The sequence below is a fragment of the Rhizobium sp. BK098 genome, from assembly GCF_014193155.1.
Lineage (GTDB): Bacteria > Pseudomonadota > Alphaproteobacteria > Rhizobiales > Rhizobiaceae > Rhizobium.
The window spans coordinates 227,871-246,749 of the sequence record NZ_JACHYY010000006.1; the positions used below are offsets into that span (position 1 = coordinate 227,871).

General features: G+C 60.2%; 23 protein-coding genes. 14 read left to right on the plus strand and 9 right to left on the minus strand.

What is annotated here, in order from left to right; translation table 11 throughout:
- Window positions 1–43: 43 nt before the first annotated feature.
- From lspA to FHT73_RS17550, 3 genes are read right to left on the minus strand one after another with little or no spacing between them, the layout of a single operon-like run.
- On the minus strand, window positions 44–547 hold the full coding sequence (lspA, locus tag FHT73_RS17540) for a signal peptidase II (protein WP_183713651.1): 504 nt from the start codon (window positions 545–547) through the stop codon (window positions 44–46).
- Window positions 548–558: 11 nt separating this feature from the next.
- Window positions 559–1,419 carry an RNA methyltransferase gene (locus FHT73_RS17545; RefSeq protein WP_112399616.1) on the minus strand — a complete coding sequence of 287 codons (861 nt, stop codon included), beginning with the start codon at window positions 1,417–1,419 and terminating at the stop codon, window positions 559–561.
- A complete protein-coding gene (locus tag FHT73_RS17550; protein ID WP_112609383.1) occupies window positions 1,416–2,546 on the minus strand; it encodes a class I SAM-dependent methyltransferase in 1,131 nt (376 codons plus the stop codon). The genes FHT73_RS17545 and FHT73_RS17550 overlap by 4 nt, the downstream gene beginning before the upstream one ends.
- Window positions 2,547–2,658: 112 nt before the next feature.
- Between FHT73_RS17550 and FHT73_RS17555 the strand changes: the two genes are divergently transcribed.
- Window positions 2,659–3,111, plus strand: a complete 453-nt coding sequence (locus tag FHT73_RS17555) for a carbon monoxide dehydrogenase subunit G (RefSeq protein WP_183713350.1) — start codon at window positions 2,659–2,661, stop codon at window positions 3,109–3,111.
- Between the two features lie 36 nt (window positions 3,112–3,147).
- Window positions 3,148–3,606, plus strand: coding sequence for a GNAT family N-acetyltransferase (locus FHT73_RS17560; RefSeq protein WP_183713352.1), 459 nt, complete (start codon window positions 3,148–3,150; stop codon window positions 3,604–3,606).
- On the opposite strand, the gene FHT73_RS17565 is transcribed toward FHT73_RS17560, so the two are convergent.
- The 3 genes from FHT73_RS17565 to sppA form a co-directional block, all read right to left on the minus strand.
- On the minus strand, window positions 3,598–3,930 hold the full coding sequence (locus tag FHT73_RS17565) for a LapA family protein (RefSeq protein WP_183713355.1): 333 nt from the start codon (window positions 3,928–3,930) through the stop codon (window positions 3,598–3,600). The genes FHT73_RS17560 and FHT73_RS17565 overlap by 9 nt on opposite strands.
- A gap of 167 nt (window positions 3,931–4,097) precedes the next feature.
- Window positions 4,098–4,406: an integration host factor subunit beta gene (locus FHT73_RS17570; RefSeq protein WP_015338608.1), complete on the minus strand. Its 309-nt coding sequence runs from the start codon at window positions 4,404–4,406 to the stop codon at window positions 4,098–4,100.
- Window positions 4,407–4,432: 26 nt separating this feature from the next.
- Complete coding sequence (gene sppA, locus FHT73_RS17575) at window positions 4,433–5,389, minus strand: signal peptide peptidase SppA (protein WP_183713358.1); 957 nt, start codon at window positions 5,387–5,389, stop codon at window positions 4,433–4,435.
- A 324-nt stretch (window positions 5,390–5,713) separates the two neighbouring features.
- On the opposite strand from sppA, the gene lptC reads away from it, so the two are divergent.
- The 6 genes from lptC (at window position 5,714) to ptsN (ending at window position 11,007) form a co-directional block, all read left to right on the plus strand.
- Window positions 5,714–6,400: an LPS export ABC transporter periplasmic protein LptC gene (gene lptC, locus FHT73_RS17580; RefSeq protein WP_112336693.1), complete on the plus strand. Its 687-nt coding sequence runs from the start codon at window positions 5,714–5,716 to the stop codon at window positions 6,398–6,400.
- Complete coding sequence (locus FHT73_RS17585) at window positions 6,397–7,047, plus strand: LptA/OstA family protein (RefSeq protein WP_112336694.1); 651 nt, start codon at window positions 6,397–6,399, stop codon at window positions 7,045–7,047. Before lptC ends, FHT73_RS17585 begins: the two co-directional genes overlap by 4 nt.
- A 37-nt stretch (window positions 7,048–7,084) precedes the next feature.
- Window positions 7,085–7,873 (plus strand): LPS export ABC transporter ATP-binding protein, encoded by a 789-nt coding sequence (gene lptB / locus FHT73_RS17590; protein WP_041677789.1) that lies wholly within the window; start codon window positions 7,085–7,087, stop codon window positions 7,871–7,873.
- Window positions 7,874–8,068: 195 nt separating this feature from the next.
- Complete coding sequence (rpoN, locus tag FHT73_RS17595) at window positions 8,069–9,628, plus strand: RNA polymerase factor sigma-54 (RefSeq protein WP_112609373.1); 1,560 nt, start codon at window positions 8,069–8,071, stop codon at window positions 9,626–9,628.
- Between the two features lie 250 nt (window positions 9,629–9,878).
- On the plus strand, window positions 9,879–10,454 hold the full coding sequence (gene raiA / locus FHT73_RS17600; RefSeq protein WP_015338602.1) for a ribosome-associated translation inhibitor RaiA: 576 nt from the start codon (window positions 9,879–9,881) through the stop codon (window positions 10,452–10,454).
- A gap of 88 nt (window positions 10,455–10,542) precedes the next feature.
- Window positions 10,543–11,007, plus strand: a complete 465-nt coding sequence (gene ptsN, locus FHT73_RS17605) for a PTS IIA-like nitrogen regulatory protein PtsN (RefSeq protein ID WP_015338601.1) — start codon at window positions 10,543–10,545, stop codon at window positions 11,005–11,007.
- A 92-nt stretch (window positions 11,008–11,099) separates the two neighbouring features.
- Here the strand turns inward: ptsN and grpE are convergent, their stop codons facing one another.
- Window positions 11,100–11,741 carry a nucleotide exchange factor GrpE gene (grpE, locus tag FHT73_RS17610; RefSeq protein WP_015338600.1) on the minus strand — a complete coding sequence of 214 codons (642 nt, stop codon included), beginning with the start codon at window positions 11,739–11,741 and terminating at the stop codon, window positions 11,100–11,102.
- Window positions 11,742–11,954: 213 nt separating this feature from the next.
- Here grpE and FHT73_RS17615 point away from each other — a divergent pair, with 213 nt between their 5' ends.
- Window positions 11,955–12,389, plus strand: a complete 435-nt coding sequence (locus FHT73_RS17615; protein ID WP_183713360.1) for a GFA family protein — start codon at window positions 11,955–11,957, stop codon at window positions 12,387–12,389.
- A gap of 124 nt (window positions 12,390–12,513) precedes the next feature.
- On the opposite strand, the gene hrcA is transcribed toward FHT73_RS17615, so the two are convergent.
- Window positions 12,514–13,602, minus strand: coding sequence for a heat-inducible transcriptional repressor HrcA (gene hrcA / locus FHT73_RS17620; RefSeq protein ID WP_015338598.1), 1,089 nt, complete (start codon window positions 13,600–13,602; stop codon window positions 12,514–12,516).
- 172 nt (window positions 13,603–13,774) lie between these two features.
- Between hrcA and rph the strand changes: the two genes are divergently transcribed.
- From rph to hemW, 4 genes are read left to right on the plus strand one after another with little or no spacing between them, the layout of a single operon-like run.
- Window positions 13,775–14,491 (plus strand): ribonuclease PH, encoded by a 717-nt coding sequence (gene rph, locus FHT73_RS17625; RefSeq protein WP_015338597.1) that lies wholly within the window; start codon window positions 13,775–13,777, stop codon window positions 14,489–14,491.
- 11 nt (window positions 14,492–14,502) lie between these two features.
- Window positions 14,503–14,919: a VOC family protein gene (locus FHT73_RS17630; protein WP_112336698.1), complete on the plus strand. Its 417-nt coding sequence runs from the start codon at window positions 14,503–14,505 to the stop codon at window positions 14,917–14,919.
- A gap of 11 nt (window positions 14,920–14,930) precedes the next feature.
- Window positions 14,931–15,575, plus strand: a complete 645-nt coding sequence (rdgB, locus tag FHT73_RS17635) for an RdgB/HAM1 family non-canonical purine NTP pyrophosphatase (RefSeq protein WP_183713363.1) — start codon at window positions 14,931–14,933, stop codon at window positions 15,573–15,575.
- A 36-nt stretch (window positions 15,576–15,611) separates the two neighbouring features.
- Window positions 15,612–16,787 carry a radical SAM family heme chaperone HemW gene (gene hemW, locus FHT73_RS17640; RefSeq protein WP_183713655.1) on the plus strand — a complete coding sequence of 392 codons (1,176 nt, stop codon included), beginning with the start codon at window positions 15,612–15,614 and terminating at the stop codon, window positions 16,785–16,787.
- Window positions 16,788–16,888: 101 nt separating this feature from the next.
- Here the strand turns inward: hemW and FHT73_RS17645 are convergent, their stop codons facing one another.
- On the minus strand, window positions 16,889–17,812 hold the full coding sequence (locus FHT73_RS17645; RefSeq protein ID WP_183713366.1) for a DMT family transporter: 924 nt from the start codon (window positions 17,810–17,812) through the stop codon (window positions 16,889–16,891).
- A gap of 155 nt (window positions 17,813–17,967) precedes the next feature.
- Here FHT73_RS17645 and gcvA point away from each other — a divergent pair, with 155 nt between their 5' ends.
- Window positions 17,968–18,864: a transcriptional regulator GcvA gene (gene gcvA, locus FHT73_RS17650; RefSeq protein WP_183713369.1), complete on the plus strand. Its 897-nt coding sequence runs from the start codon at window positions 17,968–17,970 to the stop codon at window positions 18,862–18,864.
- Window positions 18,865–18,879 lie beyond the last annotated feature (15 nt).

Consider the following 18,879-nt stretch of genomic DNA (forward strand, 5'->3'; position numbering starts at 1 on the left):
TCATGGGCAGTCTTCCCGATGCCTTCAGGGATTCGATAGAATTTTACGCTTTTGCCTTTTTCGGCATGAGAAGCTCGTCGAGAATGACGCAGCCTGCGCCGACGGTGATGAAGCTGTCGGCAAGATTGAAGACGGCGAAAGACCACGTCTGCGTATGAAAGAGGATGTAATCGATCACGTGGCCGTAGAGAAAGCGGTCGAGCAGATTGCCGAGAGCGCCGGCGATGATCAGGGCAAAGCCCGTATGCGCCAGCCAGCGGTGATCGGGCGTGCGTCGCCAGAGCCACAGCACGAAGGCGACGATGACGAGCCGCATCCCGACGATGAACCAGCCATCCATGCCCGACAGCATCGAGAAGGCCACGCCGAGATTATAGGTACGATAAAGGGCCAGCATCGGGATGACCGGAACCATTTCCTGTAAGGGAAGCCAGTTGTCGACCATGATCTTGATGGCCTGGTCGAGAACAACGGCAACCACGATAAAGATCAGGATTGGCAGGGGCCGCGAAAACAGGGCTGGCTTTGCAGTCGGCTGTTCGTGGATCTCGCTATCGGTCATCGGGTCTCGCTCAGGGTCAGGATATGGCGGCGGGCCTCGAACAGCATGACTGCCGTCGCGACCGCCAGATTGAGGCTATCGGCACGGCCGGCCTGCGGGATACGGGCGAGCGCATCGGCCTCTTTCGCCAGGGCATCCGGCAGGCCGGACTGCTCGTTGCCCATCAGGATGACGACGGGCTTCTTTTTGTAATCGATGGTGCGATAGTCCACCGCGCCAGCCAGATGGGTGGCGACCACGGAAACCTCAGCCTTCTTCTTCCAGGCCAAGAACTCTTCCGGTGTTGCCTTGACGACAGGAACGGCGAAGACCGAGCCCATGGTGGCGCGTACGGTTTCCAGCGAAAAGGGATCAGTCGTCTCACCGACGAGGATGACTCCGGAAGCGCCGGCCGCATCGGCGGTGCGGATGATCGTGCCGAGGTTGCCGGGATCGCGGACGCGGTCGAGCGCTACCCAGGTTTCGCCGGCCTTCGGCTTGACGTCCCGAAGCTGTTGCCAGCGCTGCTCGAAGACGCCGACTACCATCTGCGGATTGTCGCGGCGGGTGATCGAGCCGATGACCTTTTCGCTGACCTCCAGCACCAGCCCGCCGGCCGCTACCGTCTTGGCGGCCACCTGCTCGACGAGAGGCTTGCCCTTGGCGGCCTTGGCATAAACCAGCGTGCGGATCGTCCAGCCGAGTTCGAGCGCGTCGATGACGAGCTTCAGCCCTTCGGCCAGGAAGGCGCCGCTTTCCTCGCGGGACTTCTTGACCGTCAGCGCCTTGATGTCCTTGACGATCGGATTGGCAAGCGAGGTGACCTCCTTGACCTGTCCGACCTTGCGTGGGCCGTCATTGCGGAAATCCTGGTTCATTTCGGCACCCAGCGGCTGAAGAGAGAGGTGGAAAGCGCCCTGCCCGGCGTGCGGCCGTCAAGGCCGGCCTCGCGGATGACCAGCTCGCCGGATTCGACCACGCCGCCGGCGCCGCGCATGGTCTCGCGCATCAGCTCATGGATCGAGTAGAAGCTGGCGCGGATGGAATAGGCCGTCAGCACGAGGCCGAGCGCCTTCGGCGACAGGATTTCGCGGCAGATATCGAGCATCAGCGGCAGATGTTCGAATAGATGCCAGACCTCGCCGTTCGGGCCCCGGCCAAATTTCGGCGGGTCGGTGAGGATGATGTCGTATTTATTGCCGCGCCGCTCTTCGCGCAGGATGAACTTCATTGCATCCTCGCAGATCCAGCGGATCGGCAGCTTCTCCATCCGGCCCAAGGCCTGGTTTTCGCGCGCCCAGCCGATCGCCTTCTTGGAGGCGTCGACATGGGTCACTTCTGCGCCGGCAGCGGCTGCCACCAGGGAGGCGACGCCGGTATAGCCGAAAAGGTTCAGGACCTTGAGCGGCCTTTTCGCCGCCTCGACCTGCTCCTTCATCCAGGCCCAGTGCACGATCTGCTCCGGAAAGACCCCGACATGTCGGAAGGCGGTGAAGCGGCCGAGGAAATCGACGCCGAGCAATTGCAGCGGCCAGGTCTCGCCGAGCGCTTCGCGCGGAAAGCGCCAGCGGCCCATGCCGTCCTCATCGGTATCGCCGGTGAAGATCGCATCGGCATTGTCCCAGACATGCGCGGCGAGCGATGGCGGCCACAGCGCCTGTGCTTCCGGCCGAACGATGCGATACGGTCCATACTGCTCGAGCTTGAGGCCATTACCGCTGTCGATCAGGTGGAAATCGCCGGCACCGAGTGACTCGAGGATCACCGGCACGCGCTCCGTCGGCCGCTCGCCGGTTCGCGCAATCAGCGGACGTTCCGGCGCTGTGGAAGCGGTCGCCGCATCGCGCGGCTCGGTTACCCGTTCGCCATGACGGGGCGAAGGCTTGGCTGGCCTCGAAGCATGCGCGGGCTTTGCCGGCGGCTTGCCTGATATGTCGCGCCGGGGTTTTGCCCCGAGACCGCCCGCACTTTTCTGGCCGGGCCGGCTTTCCCTATGTTTCACCATACTTGTCTCAAAATTGATATGTGCGTGCAAATAGCATCTGGCAGCCACTTGGCAAAGCGCTTTCCGATCTGCGATGATCCATGCACAAAATGTCACATTGGGAGGATTGCGCATGGACATGACCGGCGAGGAGCGGATCGCGGCACCCAGGGACGCCGTATGGGCGGCACTGAACGATCCGGAGATCCTCAAGCGATGTATCCCGGGATGCCAGAGCCTGGAAATGATCTCGCCGACGGAACTGACCGCGACCGTAAAGCTGAAGATCGGCCCGGTTTCCGCCTCCTTCAACGGCGAGGTCAAGCTTTCCAACATCAACGCGCCGGAAAGCTACACGATATCAGGCGAAGGAAAGGGCGGAATTGCCGGTTTCGCCAAGGGCGGCGCAGACGTCGTGCTCAAGGAAGACGGCGACGAGACCATCCTGCAATACGAGGCGAAGGCGCAAGTCGGTGGCAAGATCGCCCAGCTCGGTTCGCGGTTGGTCGATTCCAGCGCCAAGAAGCTGGCACAGCAGTTTTTTTCCGATTTCACCGCGGCGATCAATGGCCAGTCCGGCGACTGATTGCCGAGCGCATATTTGGCGCCCATATAGTCGATCATGACATTGCAATCTCAGACATGGGCCATCCGGCCCGCACGCGAACAGGATATGCAGACGCTCGCGGAGATTTACCTCCAGGTCCGCCGCGAGACATTCCGCTGGGTCGACCCCGATCGCTTTACACTGGAAGACTTCGCCACTCACACGAATGGCGAGCGACTGTTCGTCTGCGAAGATGAGCATGGCACGGTCGCCGGCTTCGCCGCGATTTGGGAGCCGGACGACTTCATCCACATGCTCTATATCCTGCCGGCATTCCAGGGCCGTGGCGCGGGCAAGGCACTACTGGCCGCACTGCCGGATTGGCCGGGGCGCCGCTATCGGCTGAAATGCCTGGTCAAAAACATCCGCGCCATGGCGTTCTACAGGATGCTCGGCTTCGAGATCATCGGCGACGGCGCGTCGCCGGAAGGGGATTATAAAGAGATGCGGCTTGGCGATGCCGCTTCACTTTGACGGCAGCTGCCCGGCGATCTCTTCGACGCGCGTGCGATGCTTGTCGGCTTCAGCCTGCCAGCGTACTGCTTCTCGCGACTGGTTACGCGCGCGCTTGCGATGCTTTCCCTGATTGACCCAAGTGACTGCGGCACCGACGATCATGCCGAGGATCAGCGCCACAAACAACAGCACGAACAGGGGCGCATTCAACGACAGCACCTGATCCTCCGGCCGAAAAGGATTGAGCGCCAAAGTGACGGATTGCCTGTTTGCAACGCAGAATATGATGAGGATGATGCCGAGCGGCAGCAATATCAGCAGATTGACGATCTTCTTGGCCATTGCGCAGCTCCTTTATCCGCGGCCATGAGTGCCACGCACCCAAGCCACCTTCAGCCGCAGAATAGAAAAGAGGCGGCTGAATTCAAGTGCCACCGCGTCGCGGCACAATCATGTCCTACAACTATTTTCGTCGGCGCATTTGGGGAAACTCGGCCGGAATGGCCCGATCAGTTGTCGTCTTCCTCATCGTCGCCGGCGCCCGGATTCAGGCGCTCGCGCAATTCCTTGCCCGTCTTGAAGAAGGGAACCCATTTTTCCTCGACGAAGACGGTATCGCCGGTGCGTGGGTTGCGACCGGAGCGTGAAGGCCGGTTCTTGACGGAAAAGGCACCGAAGCCGCGAAGCTCAACTCGGTTTCCCGCTGCGAGCGCATCGGTGATCTCATCCAAGACAGCATTGACAATATTTTCGACGTCGCGGTGATAGAGATGCGGGTTGCGGGCGGCAACAATCTGCACCAGTTCCGACTTAATCACAGCTATCCCCTTAAATCATTGATTTATCAATTGGCTGCACCCTGCCAAACAGAAAGCAGGCCGTCAAGAAACAACTTATCGGTCATGATTTTCTGGAGGCTCTCTCCTTTGATAAAATCATCATAACCGAGGCGATTTAGCAACCAGGAAGCGGCACCCGGCCAAAAGAAGGACGAAGTTTTGTCTTCCGGCTTCCAATCGACGATCGGCAGGTCCTTCTTGACCTTGCGCGTTTCGAGATAGGCTAGGATTTCTTCCTCGCCGCCGAGCGTGTCGATCAGCTTGTTCTGCAGCGCCTGGCGGCCGGTGAAGATGCTGCCGTCGGCAAGCTTCAGTACTTCGTCGCGCGGCAGTTTGCGGCGCTCGGCAACCAGATCCACGAACCAGGCGTAGCTGTCCATGACCATATTGCGGATCATGTTCTTAGCGTCTTCGCTGGCGGGATGGAAGGGCGACGGCTCGGCCTTCAGCGGCGCCGACTTGATCTCGTCGAGCGAAACGCCGACCTTGTCGAGCAGATCCTTGACCTGCGGGTACTGGAAGATGACGCCGATCGACCCGGTGATGGAGGTATCGCCCGCAACGATATCGTCGCCGGCCGTCGCGATCATGTAGCCAGCCGAGGCTGCGACGGTACGAATGTCCGACACAACCGGCTTCTTGGCGGCGACCGCGCGGATCGCCTTGAAGATACGCTCGCCACCATAGGTCGTTCCGCCCGTCGAGGAGATCGACACGATCAGCGCCTTGACCTGGTCATTGTCGCGGATCTTCTTCAGCCGCTCCAGAAGTTCCGGATCGTCCTGAATGAGCCCGGAAATCTTGACGCGGGCGATCTGCGGACCGCGCGCATCGGGCAAATCGGCAGAGACGAAGCGATAAAACGCAAAGCCCAATGCCACCAGGAGCAAAACGGCAACAATGCGCCAGAAACCGAGCTTGCGGCGCAATTGTCGCCGATCCGCGATTGCAGAACTATCCATCACGCCTTATTTCTCCCCGCAACAAATTGAAAGCGCTACAAACCGGATGTATGACACCTTGAAACGGGCACAATCCTCAGAGAAAAGCGTTTCCCGTTTTCGATGTCGTCGGCGGGACGTCGCTCTGTCGTTCATCAGATAGGACATCGCCCGACCTGATGAAACCGGCCGATGGCATATTTTTCTGCTAAAATTCGCCCATGGCAGGAAAAAATCCATATTGGCAAGCCAGTGCAATAATGCGAAACGATCCGATAGGCTTTTTGGCACAGCCTCGCATAGCGTGAATGCGGTTTTCCGGATCATAGAAGACGGACCAGTTGCATGCTCAATACGATCGAGCCCCCCGGCGAGGCAATGCGCTCGGTGCCGGAACGGAACGCGTATAAAGACGCGATTTTCCACTCTAACCGCGTGAAGCGGCTGAGAGTGCTATTGCCGCTTGCCGCCGTCGTGGTCTCGCTCCTGTTTATCGTCGTCTCGGTCATCCGTGCCTATCTGCCCGCCGACATCCGAATCGAGGGTGCTAAGATCGAGGATGGCAAGGTGGTCATGGAGCGCCCTGCCATATCCGGCCGCAACAAGGATGGCATCAGCTATTCGCTACTTGCCGAAAAAGCGCTGCAGGATATCAAGAACCCGAATATGATCACGCTCAAGACCATCAAGGCATCCATGCCGGTCAATACGGATGTGATCGCCCACGTCACGGCCCAAAGCGCAGATTTCGATCGCCAGGCCGATACACTGAAGCTTACCGAACCCTTCACCATCATTATGGACAACGGCCTGCACGCAGAATTCAAGACCGCCTTCCTGGACGTGAAGAAGGGAGACCTTTCTAGCCAGGATCAGGTCGCAATCAGCCGAGGCGGTATGTCGGTTGTTGCGCGTTCGCTCAAGATGACGGATAAGGGGAGCGTAATCGAATTCGACGGGCAGGTTCGGATGAACATCGAACCCGCCACTTCCCATAATTCAGATAGCCAACAGAAGCCGGGCGGTTCATGACAAAGTATTGGCCTAATTCAATTTTCAATTCCGGCTTGCGCAAGGCAGGCCTTCTCTGTGCCTTTGGCGCCGCAGCATTCTTCGCCGCCGCCGAGGCCGGCGCACAGTCGACGACCAGTTCGATGCCGGGCCTTGCCCTTTCCAAGGATCAGCCGATCCAGATCGAAAGCGACAAGCTTGAGATCCACGACCAGGAAAGCCAGGCCGTCTTCACCGGCAACGTCAAGGTCGTGCAGGGCACGACGACCATGCAGGCCGGCAAGATGACGGTCTTCTACAAGAAGAAGCAGGCGGGTGACGCCAAGCAGCCCGACAATCCGGTCGCGAAGGCCGCCAAGGAACAGAACCAGTCGCTGGTGTCTGGCGATGCCAACATCGACCACATTCTGGTCAACGACAAGGTCTACCTCGTTTCCGGAACGCAGACGGCAACGGCGGAGGACGGCTCCTTCGACATGACCAACCAGCTTGCCATCCTCAAGGGCAAGAAAGTGGTTCTGACTGACGGGCCGAACGTTTTCACCGGCTGCCAGCTTACCGTGCACATGGCGACAGGCGAAGCCCAGTTGGATTCCTGTGGCGGCCGCGTCCAGATCCAGCTCGACCCGAAGTCGCAGCAAGTGCAGCAACAACAAAAGAAAAACTGATACCGGTCCCCTCGTGACGACATCGACAACCTCCACCTTGCCCGGCGTGCCCGGGCCGTCTTCTGCGGCATCCGGCGCACCGGCCGCCGACAAAGCACGCTATAAAGGCACGCTGATCGCCCGCGGCCTCACCAAGACCTACGGCAGGCGTCGCGTCGTGAATGGCGTTTCGCTGGTGGTACGGCGTGGCGAGGCTGTTGGCCTGCTGGGGCCGAACGGCGCCGGCAAGACGACCTGTTTCTACATGATCACCGGGCTGGTGCCGGTCGATGAGGGCACGATCGAAATTGACGGCAACAACGTCACGTCAATGCCGATGTACCGCCGTGCGCGGCTCGGCGTCGGCTATCTGCCGCAGGAAGCCTCGATCTTCCGCGGCCTGACCGTGGAAGAAAACATCCGCGCCGTGCTCGAGGTCCATGAAAAGGACAAGACGAAGCGGGAGCGCAAGATCGACGAATTGCTGGAGGAATTCCACATTCGCAATCTGCGCACGGTGCCGGCGATCGCACTTTCGGGCGGCGAACGGCGCCGCCTCGAAATCGCCCGTGCGCTGGCGACCGACCCGACCTTCATGCTGCTCGACGAGCCTTTCGCCGGCGTCGACCCGATTTCGGTCGCGGATATCCAGAACCTTGTGCATCATCTGACTGCACGCGGAATCGGCGTGCTGATCACGGACCACAATGTTCGCGAAACGCTCGGCCTGATCGACCGTGCCTACATCATCCATGCGGGTGAGGTGCTGACCCATGGCAGGGCGAACGATATCGTCAGCAACCCTGAAGTACGCAAGCTGTATCTGGGTGACAATTTCAGCCTCTGATAGGCTGAAATGCCATCTTCCGATCCGCCAATATTAGCGGATGCTACCGCGCGCCGGAAATTTACTTCGGCTTCACAGTTCCGCTTGACCAAATCCAATAAAAAAGCAATTTTTGGGCCAGTTGGAATTTCGCGAGAATTTTAGTGATAAAAGACGCGGATTCCCGAGGAGTTCAAGGGGAGTCCCGCGTCCGCCATGGCATTATCGGCCAATCTTTTCCTGCGCCAAAGCCAGAGCCTGGTGATGACACCGCAACTGATGCAATCCATCCAGTTGCTGCAGATGACGCATTTCGAGCTCACCCAATTCATCGCGCAGGAAGTCGAGAAGAATCCGCTGCTGGAATTTGCGTCAAATGACGAGGATCTAGGCAGTACCAGCGACCGTGAGCCGAAGGACGAACGGTTTGAGACCATGGAGGAAACCCATGGCGAAGATGGCTCCGAACGCAATGCCGGCGACCTTGCGAGCGACTGGTATGAGAGTGACAATACCGGCAATGCCAACCGGCTGAGCGACGAGCTCGACACCAATTTCGGCGATATCTTTCCTGATGACGGTAGCCCGCAGCGCGCCGATGCGCCGGAGCTGCTCAGCCAATGGAAGTCCATGCCAGGGGGGGAAGCCGGTGAGAGCTATGACCTGGACGATTTCGTCGCCGGCCAGGTGTCGCTGCGCGATCATCTGAACGAACAGATCCCATTTTCGCTTCCCGCCATGGCCGATCGGCTGATTGCCCAGCATCTTGTCGACCAGCTCGACGACACCGGCTATCTGCACGCCGAGCTCAACGAAACGGCCGAACGGCTCGGCACCACGCTTGCCGATGTGGAACGGGTTCTGGACACCCTGCAGCAGCTCGATCCTCCCGGTGTCTTTGCCCGCTGCCTCAGCGAATGCCTGGCGATCCAGCTTCGGCAGAAGGATCGCTTCGATCCCGCCATGGAGCGGCTGATCGAAAACCTTGAACTGCTCGCGCGGCGCGATTTTGCGACGTTGAAGCGGGTCTGCGGTGTCGATGAGGAAGATCTGCTCGACATGATGACGGAAATCCGTCAGCTCAACCCCAAGCCGGGCAGCGGTTTCGAGACCGAGATATCGGAGGCGATCATGCCCGATATCGTCGTGCGTCCCTCTGCGGACGGGAGCTGGCTGGTGGAGCTCAATCCCGATGCGCTGCCGCGGGTCTTGGTGAGCCAGTCCTATTTCGCCTCCGTCACCAAGACCAGCCAGGACCACGCCTTCCTATCGGAATGCCTGCAGAACGCCAATTGGCTGACCCGCAGCCTGGACCAGCGCGCCAAGACGATCATGAAGGTGGCAAGCGAGATCGTGCGGCAACAGGACGCGTTCCTGCTGCATGGCGTCGACCATCTGCGGCCGCTCAACCTGAAAACTGTGGCGGACGCCATCAAGATGCATGAATCGACGGTCAGCCGCGTGACCTCGAACAAATACATGCTGACGCCGCGTGGTCTGTTCGAGCTCAAATATTTCTTCACGGTTTCGATCGGCGCCGTCGAAGGCGGCGACAGCCATTCCGCCGAAGCCGTACGTCACAAGATCCGTCTGCTGATCACGAACGAGAGCCCGGATGCGGTTCTGTCCGACGACGATATTGTCGATACGCTGAAGAAGGGCGGGATAGAGCTTGCTCGCCGCACGGTTGCAAAGTACCGGGAAGCCATGAACATCCCCTCCTCCGTGCAACGGCGCCGGGAGAAGCGGGCTCTGGCCAAAGTTTCCGGTTTCTGACGGGCGGCTACCCTCAACCACAGGCTGCCGAACTCCTAACAGTCCGTTAAGACGCAGTTGACTTTCCCATGCGGCAGGGCTAGAAGCCCGCCGCAATCGCTGCAGGACAGCACGACCATGAAACTTATCCCCACCATCCAAAAGGCGGTCGATATACGCAATTTGCCTTTGACTGCGTGAAGTGCTTGGATGAGCTTGAGGCTTGGCGTAAACTGATACGCGCAATAACCACTACAAGAAGGGAAACTCCATGAGTGTGCGTGTCTCCGGTAAACATATGGAAATTGGTGACTCCTTCCGCCAGCGGATAGAAGACCAGATCGGTATGGCCGTGACCAAATACTTCGACGGGGGGTATTCAGGTCAGGTAACTGTACACAAGTCCAGTTCGCGCTTCGCGGCCGATTGCAAGCTTCATCTCGATAGCGGCGTGGTATTGCATGCTGCAGGCGAAGCCATGGACCCGCAGCTTGCTTTCGATGCAGCATCCGAGCGCATCGAAAAGCGCCTGCGCCGTTACAAGCGCAAACTCAAGGACCATCAGGCCGGCAACCATGTGAACGGGCAGGCGGAAGTCGCCTATACGGTCATGGACGGCATTCCAGATGACGATGAGGAAATTCCTGCCGATTTCGCGCCAGCGATCGTCGCAGAAAGTACGAAGCAATTGAAGACCATGTCGGTGGCGACTGCCGTGATGGCACTCGACATGACCGACGAACCGCTGCTGCTCTTCCGCAGCCCCGGCAACGAGCACTTGAACATCGTCTACCGCCGTCAGGACGGCAACATTGGCTGGATCGACGCAGCCAATATCAAAGGCTGAGAATAGAAGATAAGCGGCGGCCGCGCATCATCGCAGCTGGCCGCCGCTTGCCCGTCATCGGTTCTCGGCGACACGAAGGATAAAGAGAATGGCATTGGCAGATTTGCTACAGCAAGATGCGATCATCCCCGCCTTGAAGGCAAATTCCAAAAAACAACTGCTTCAGGAGTTGGCCGCCAAAGCTTCCAAGCTGACCGGATTGCCCGAGCGCGAAATCTTCGACGTCGTACTGCAGCGCGAGCGCCTCGGTTCCACCGGCGTCGGCAACGGTATCGCCATTCCCCACGGCAAGCTTGCCAGCATCAAATCCATCGCCGGCATTTTCGCGCGCCTTGAAGCGCCTGTCGATTTCGAGGCGCTGGACGACCAGCCCGTCGATCTCGTCTTCCTGCTGCTCGCACCCGAAGGGGCCGGCGCAGACCACCTGAAGGCGCTCTCGCGCATCGCCCGCGTTCTGCGGGACCAGGATCTCGTCGCCAAGCTCCGCGCCACCGATTCCGCCTCCGCCATTTACGCGTTCCTCAACGAGGAGCAGGCATCCAACGCCGCCTGACGGCTTGGATCGCATCGGACCAAGGCAAAAATAAGAGCCGGACGATCAGAGATCGTCCGGCTCTTTCTTTTATTGGTGTGCCCGAAAGAGGATCAGGCGTCTTTTTCATCCAGCGGACTGTTGGCGCCCTGCTCGGCATTTTCGACAATCTTCGGGCCACCCTTGGCAACGCCGACCATGGCCGGGCGCAGAACGCGATCGCCAATGGCGAAACCTGCCTGCACGACCTGAACGACCGTGTTGTTCGGCACCTCGGGATTGGGCACTTCGAACATGGCCTGATGGAAATTGGGATCGAACTTCTGTCCGATCGGTTCGAGCTGGCGCACGCCGTGACGCTCGAGAGCCGACAACATCGAACGCTCGGTCATCTCGACGCCTTCGATCAGCGTCTTAAGGCCGGCATCGGCGCCGGCGCGTGCCTCAGCCGGGATGGCATCTAGCGTGCGGCGCAGATTGTCTGCCACCGAGAGCATGTCGCGGGCAAAGCTTGCCACGGAATAGGACTTTGCATCCTTCACATCGCGCTCGGTGCGGCGACGGAGGTTGTCCATCTCGGCAGCCAGGCGAAGATACCGATCGCGCAGTTCGCCGTTTTCGGCCTTCAGCAGCTCAACCGGATCTGGCTGGGACGGCTCGGCCGCATCTACGGTTTCCGCTGCATCCTGCGCGAAATCCGCTGACGTGTCAGCCGCCGTGGCGTCAGGTCCGGTTTTTGTTGTTTCGTCGGTCATGACGGTCTCCGAATTGCTTGGTCTTTGGATGTGCCCGATATCGAGGTTTGCTCGGAAAAAATCAAGGCTTTGTCGAGAAGAACAGCCAATTCACGGCTTTGCGATGACGGCAATACCTCTCCCTGCTCATTGCTGCCGCTTGTGACATCGGCTGTTCAGCCCTCCCTACCAGTGGTATTCTAAAATACATCTCAGCACAGCGAGGTGAGATCAATGTCTAATGGCAAATCCCTTTCAGGCAAGTGTTTCTGTGGCGCGGTGGAAATCGCAGTCGATGGCGAGCCAATGGCGATGGGCTACTGCCATTGCGACTCCTGTCGGGAATGGTCGGCGGGGCCGATCAACGCCTTCTCGCTCTGGCCGCCGGAAGCCGTGCACGTCACCAAAGGCGCGGACAAGATCGGCAGCTACCAGAAGACCGAGAAGAGCGTGCGCAAGTGGTGCACGGTCTGCGGCGGTCATCTTCTGACGGAACATCCGCCGTGGGGCGTGACCGATGTCTACGCGGCCGTCCTGCCCGAGCTCGATTTTCAGCCTGGCGTGCATGTCAACTACGAGACGACGGTGCTGCATCTGAAGGACGGGCTGCCGAAGCAGAAGGACTTGCCAGCCGAAATGGGCGGATCAGGAACCTTGCTTCCCGATTGACCTTAGCCGCTAGAGTGGTTCAGTTTTCCACGGAATCCACGAACCGCTCTATCTCTTTGTTGCCTCGCAATTCCGGACGGAAAACCGCTGCGCACTTTTCCTGGAATTGCTCTAGATCCTCTCCTCAGATTCCAGGTCGCGAAAGCCGCGAGATCAGCTGCGCAGTATAATCGACCATGGGCACGATGCGGGCGTAGTTCAGCCGCGTCGGGCCGATAACGCCGACGGCGCCGACGATGCGGTCATCATCATCGCGATAGGGCGCAACGATCAGCGAAGAGCCCGACAGCGAGAAGAGCTTGTTTTCCGAGCCGATGAAGATGCGCACGCCCGGTCCGCTTTCGGCGAGATTGAGGATCTCGATCAGGCTGTCCTTCTTCTCCAGATCGTCGAAAAGCAGGCGCAGACGATCCAGATCCTCCGCGCCGCCGATTTCGGCGAGTAGATTGGAATGACCTCGAACGATAAGCTGCGTCGGCTTGCCGTCGTCATCGCCGCCGGACCAGACGGCGATGCCGCGCTCGACCAGCTGATGGGAGAGACTATCCAGCTCCTGGCGCACGCTTTCCTTGAGAGTTTGCAGCTGCCGCCGCAATTCCGGCATGGTCTGGCCAGTCATATGGGCGTTGAGGAAATTGGCGGCTTCCGTCAGCTGCGACGATGTGGTGCCGGCCGGCAGCTCGATAATGCGGTTTTCCACCTGATCGTGCTCGCCGACGAGCACGGCGAGTGCCTTGGTCGGCTCCAGCCGGATGAATTCCACATGTTTGAGAACCGGATCGCTCTTGGAGGTGATGACGAGACCGGCGCCGCGCGAGATGCCCGACAGCACCCGGCTTGCCTCCGACATCATCGATTCCACCGGCTGGTCGCGATTGCTGCCGCGCACCTGCCGGTCGATATTGGCGCGGTCCTCGGCCGAGAGATCGCCGACCTGCATGAAAGCATCGACGAAGAAGCGCAGGCCCACCTGGGTCGGCAATCGCCCGGCGCTCACATGCGGCGAATAGATGAGCCCCAGCTCTTCCAGATCGCTCATGACATTGCGCACGGAAGCCGGCGACAGCGACATGGGCAAGAGGCGCGAGAGATTGCGCGAGCCCAATGGCTCGCCGTTCTCAAGATAGCCTTCGACGATGCGACGGAAGATTTCCTTGGAGCGTTCGTCCAGTGCAGCAATGACATCCGAGACCGACGATGTCGTGAATACCATTTCGCTGTCAGATCCATTCCGTTGAGCCTTGGGCAAAATATAATCATTCAGTTAGCAATGGCAAAAGGTAAAAATGCCGCCATGGCTGCCGAGCGGCTTTGCAGCCTGCTTTTCCTTTGCAAAAGCGACCTGTGGGTCGTAGAAGCGGTCAACGAACTTTCAGGAGAGTGGAATGCGGCCTTCAGGCAGAAAAACCGACCAGATGCGCAAGGTGTCGTTCGAGCGCAATTTTTCCAAGCATGCGGAAGGCTCCTGCCTGGTGAAATTCGGCGATACGCATGTGCTCTGCACGGCAAGCCTGGAGGACAAGACGCCGCCATGGCTGCGCAACAGCGGCAAGGGCTGGGTCACGGCCGAATACGGCATGCTGCCGCGCGCAACGGGCGAGCGCATGAAACGCGAAGCTGCCGCCGGCAAGCAGGGCGGCCGTACGCAGGAAATCCAGCGCCTCATCGGCCGATCGCTGCGCGCCGTCGTCGATCTCAAGGAACTCGGCGAGCGCCAGATCACCGTCGATTGCGACGTCATCCAGGCCGATGGCGGCACGCGCACGGCCTCGATCACCGGTGGCTGGATCGCGCTTTACGACTGCCTGAAGTGGATGGAAAGCCGCAACATGGTGAAGGTCGAGCGCGTGCTGAAGGATCACATCGCCGCCATCTCCTGCGGCATCTTCGCCGATCAGCCTGTCATCGATCTCGACTATCTTGAGGATTCCTCGGCCGAGACCGACGCCAATTTCGTCATGACGGGCAAGGGCGGCATCGTCGAGATCCAGGGAACGGCTGAGGGTGCCCCCTTCAGCGAAGAGGAATTCGCCACGCTGATGCATCTGGCCAAGAACGGCATTGCCGAACTGGTGGAGCTGCAGAAGCAGGCTATCGCCTGAGGATATTTTGAATGGCTGACCCGGCCCTCGGAGGCGTCCTTGAAACCGCGCTTTATGCGGACGATCTCGATGCAGCCGAGGCCTTTTATGGCGGCATACTCGGATTGCAAAAGATCTCGCGCGGCGGCAACCGTCACGTCTTCTATCGCTGCGGGCCGGGCGTGCTCCTGATCTTCAACAGCGAGGAAACGGTCAAGCCGCATGAGCCGGGTGCCTTGCCCGTGCCGCCGCATGGCACGAAGGGGCAGGGTCATGTCTGCTTCCGCGTCGATGGCAACGAGATCGGCGCCATGGCCGAGAGGCTGAAGGCAGCCGGTGTCGATATCGAAGCCGATTTTCACTGGCCGAATGGCGGCCGTTCGATCTATTTCCGCGATCCGGCCGGCAACAGCCTGGAATGCGCCGAACCCCGCATCTGGGGCCTATAACAGGACAGCACATGCGCAAGCTCGACACCAAGACCATTGTCGTCGCCAGCCACAATGCCGGCAAGATCCAGGAAATCCGCGATCTGATCGGCCCGCTCGGCTTTACCGCCAAGTCCGCCGCCGATTTGAACTTCATCGAACCGGACGAGACGGGCACGACTTTCGAGGAAAATGCGACGATCAAGGCGCTCGCCTCCGCCAACGCCTCCGGCCTGCCGGCACTCTCGGACGATTCCGGCCTGGTGATCGATGCGCTCGGCGGCGATCCCGGCGTCTACACCGCCAATTGGGCCGAAACGGCTGACGGCACGCGTGACTTCGCGATGGCCATGCGGAAGGTCGAAACCGCCCTGGAAAAGGCCGGCGCCATCGCGCCGGAGAGCCGCACGGCACGCTTCGTCAGCGTCCTTTGCCTCGCCTGGCCGGACGGGCATACCGAGCTTTTCCGCGGCGAAGTCGAAGGCACGGTCGTCTGGCCACCACGCGGCAGCCAAGGCTTCGGCTACGATCCGGTCTTCCAGCCAAAGGGCTACGAGACCACATTCGGCGAAATGAGCGCCGAACAGAAGCATGGCTGGAAGCCCGGCGACGAGCAGGCGCTCTCGCATCGCGCCCGCGCCTTCAAGATCTTTGTCGAAACCTGCCTGGAGGCGTAAGCTAACCCCGTGGAAGTCGTAGATACGCAGGATCTGATGCGCGGAGCGCAATTGCTGCCCGATACCGGCGAGCCCGGTTTCGGCGTCTACGTGCATTGGCCTTTCTGCGCAGCCAAGTGTCCCTATTGCGATTTCAACAGCCATGTCCGCCATCAGCCTGTCGATCAGGAGCGCTTCGCGGCCGCCTTTCTGAAGGAAATGGCGACGATGCGGACGATCAGCGGCCCGAAGACCGTGACCAGCGTCTTTCTCGGAGGCGGCACGCCGTCGCTGATGAAACCGGAAACGGTGGGCGCGATCCTTGATGCCATTGCCAGGATCTGGCATGTGCCTGACGGCATCGAGATCACCATGGAGGCCAATCCGTCGAGCGTCGAGGCAGAGCGCTTTCGAGGCTACCGCGCCGCCGGGGTCAATCGCGTATCGATGGGCGTGCAGGCGCTCAACGACCGCGACCTGAAATTCCTCGGCCGACTGCACAATGTCGAGGATGCGTTGAAGGCAATCAGACTGGCGCGCGAGATTTTTCCGCGCATGTCCTTCGACCTTATCTACGCCCGCCCGAACCAAACCGTCGAGGAATGGGAACGCGAGCTAAAAGAGGCGATCTCCTATGCGGTCGATCATCTCTCGCTCTATCAGCTGACGATCGAGGAAGGCACGCCGTTCTATGGCCTGCACAAGGCCGGCAAGCTGATCGTGCCCGATGGCGATCAATCGGCGCTGCTCTATGAGGCGACGCAGGAGATTACCGAGCGCGAGGGCATGCCGGCCTATGAGGTTTCCAATCACGCGCGTCCCGGCGCCGAAAGCCGGCACAATCTCACCTATTGGCGCTATGGCGACTATGCGGGGATCGGCCCCGGCGCCCATGGCCGCCTGACGCGTGGCCCGCAGAAGCTGGCGACGGCGACCGAGCGTAAGCCGGAGAGCTGGCTCGAGATGGTCGAGCGCGACGGCCACGGCATGATTGACCAGGAAATGCTTGGCTTCGACGAACAGGCCGACGAGTTGCTGCTGATGGGCCTGCGGCTGCGGGAGGGCGTCGATCTCGCTCGCTGGCAGCAGCTGTCCGGGCGCGATCCCGATCCGCAGCGCGAGGCGTTTTTACTGGAACACGGTTTCATAGAGCGGATCGGCAATTCCCGCCTGCGCTGCACGCCGGCGGGGATGCTGGTTCTCGACTCGGTCGTCGCAGATCTCGCCTGTTAACACCTCCCCTTGAGGGGGAGGTCGCCGCGAAGCGGCGGAGGGTGATCGCTGAAGGCACGATTGAGTCTTCAGTTCCAAACAGGAGCACCCCACCCCGGCACTTACGTGCCGACCCTCCCCCTCGAGGAGAGGGTGAATAGCCTTCCATCGATTGCCGCCAAACCCACCGCGATCAGCGCCATGCCGATAAAATGCTTCGACTGCAGGCTCTCGCCGAGAATGAGCGCGCCAAGCAGGATTGCGCTGACGGGAATGAGGAAGGTGACCAGCATCAGGTTGGTGGCGCCGGCCGTTGCCAGAATGCGGAAGAACAGCACATAGGCGATGGCGGTCGACAGGATTGCCAGGCCGGCGAGCGCCAGCCAGGTCTCGGTGGACGGTATTGCCAGCGTCCAGGGACGATCGACGAAGAGCGCGATTGGCAGAAGCATTATCGCCGATCCAGTCACCTGGCCGGCGGCGGGAATGATCGGCGCCAGCCCCATGCGGCGGAAACGGCGGCCGAATATGCCGGCCAGCGAGTAGCTGAAGGCGGCACCCAGCACAGCAAGCTGCGCCAGCACATTGGAGCCGAGGCTTGCAAGCACCGAAGGGCCGATCATCAGGGCGACGCCGGCAAAGCCGACGATGACGCCGATCAGGCGATTGCCGGTCATCTTCTCATCCTCGGTCAGGAAATGGGCGACGACGACAGCAAAGAGCGGCGTGGTGGCATTGAGGATGGATGCGAGGCCGCTGGCGATATGGGTCTGCCCCCATACGATCAGCAGGAAGGGAATGACATTGTTGAGGAAGCCCATGCCGAAGAAGGCGAGCCAGGTCTGGCGGTCTTTCGGCATGGCATGGCCGGTGGCGCGCACGATGACATGCAAGGCGATGGCGGCGAGCGCGACGCGCGCGGTAACGATAGTGAAGGGCGGCAGTTCGCGCACCAGAATGCCGTTGAAGAGGAAGGAGCCGCCCCACAGGATGGATAGCCCCACCAGCATGCTCCATTCGACCGCGCCCATGGATTTCTGTAGCATGAGACTATCTCCAGCATCAGCTGATTGAGTTTTGCTTATCAGTGGCCAATCGTGACAACATTGCCAACCACCGCTATTGCTGTAATAATCTCGCTATATAGGGGCTCTGACAAGCGAGTCTTTTTCAAATCATGATTTAGCTGAACTCAATCATCATGGATCAACTGCCATCCCTTTCGGCGCTGCGCGCCTTTGAAGCCTCCGCCCGGCATCTCAGTATGACACTGGCGGCAAATGAGCTGCATGTGACGCCGGGCGCCATCAGCCTGCAGATCCGCGACCTCGAAAGCACCCTCGGCGTGCGGCTTTTCGAGCGGAGAGCCCGGAGCCTGGCGCTGACGAGTGAAGGTGCCGAATATTTTGCGACGATGCGAACGGCATTCCGCCTCATCCGCGAGGCGACAGCGGCTCTTGCAATGCGCTCCAAGGATACGGTGCTGACCCTTACCTGCACAGCCGGCTTCGCCACGCACTGGCTGGTGCCGCGGCTGCGGCGCTTCGAGGAGGCCCATCCCGATATCGACCTGCGCATCAGCGCCTCCTATCGCATGATGGATTTCCAGCGGGATGGGATCGATCTTGCCATCCGTCACGGCCTCGGCGGCTATGAGGGACTGGCAAGCGAACGATTTCTCGATGACGAATATGTTCCGGTCTGTACGCCGGAAATGGCGGCTGCACTCGGCCCCTCCCCTGCGGTTAACGATCTCGCCACCCTGACGTTGATCCATGATGTCTACCGGCGTGACTGGGAGCTCTGGCTGAAGGCCGTCGGGGCAACGCGGGTAGATGCCATGCATGGGCCGGTCTTTACAGACGGCATGGGCGCATACCACGCCATGAAGGCTGGCCTTGGTATCGCCTTGATGCGCCGCTCCTTCGTGGAGCAGGAACTGGCTGACGGCACGCTTGTTGCGCCATTCCCGACGGGATTTGCAAGCGCGCTTGCCTATCACCTTGTCTATCAGCCCGGTGCGCTGGAAAGGCCGGCAATAGCGGCGCTGCGTGCCTGGCTATTTTCTGAGGTCTCACGCACGACGCCATCGGCATAGGCGTATTTCGCCCGC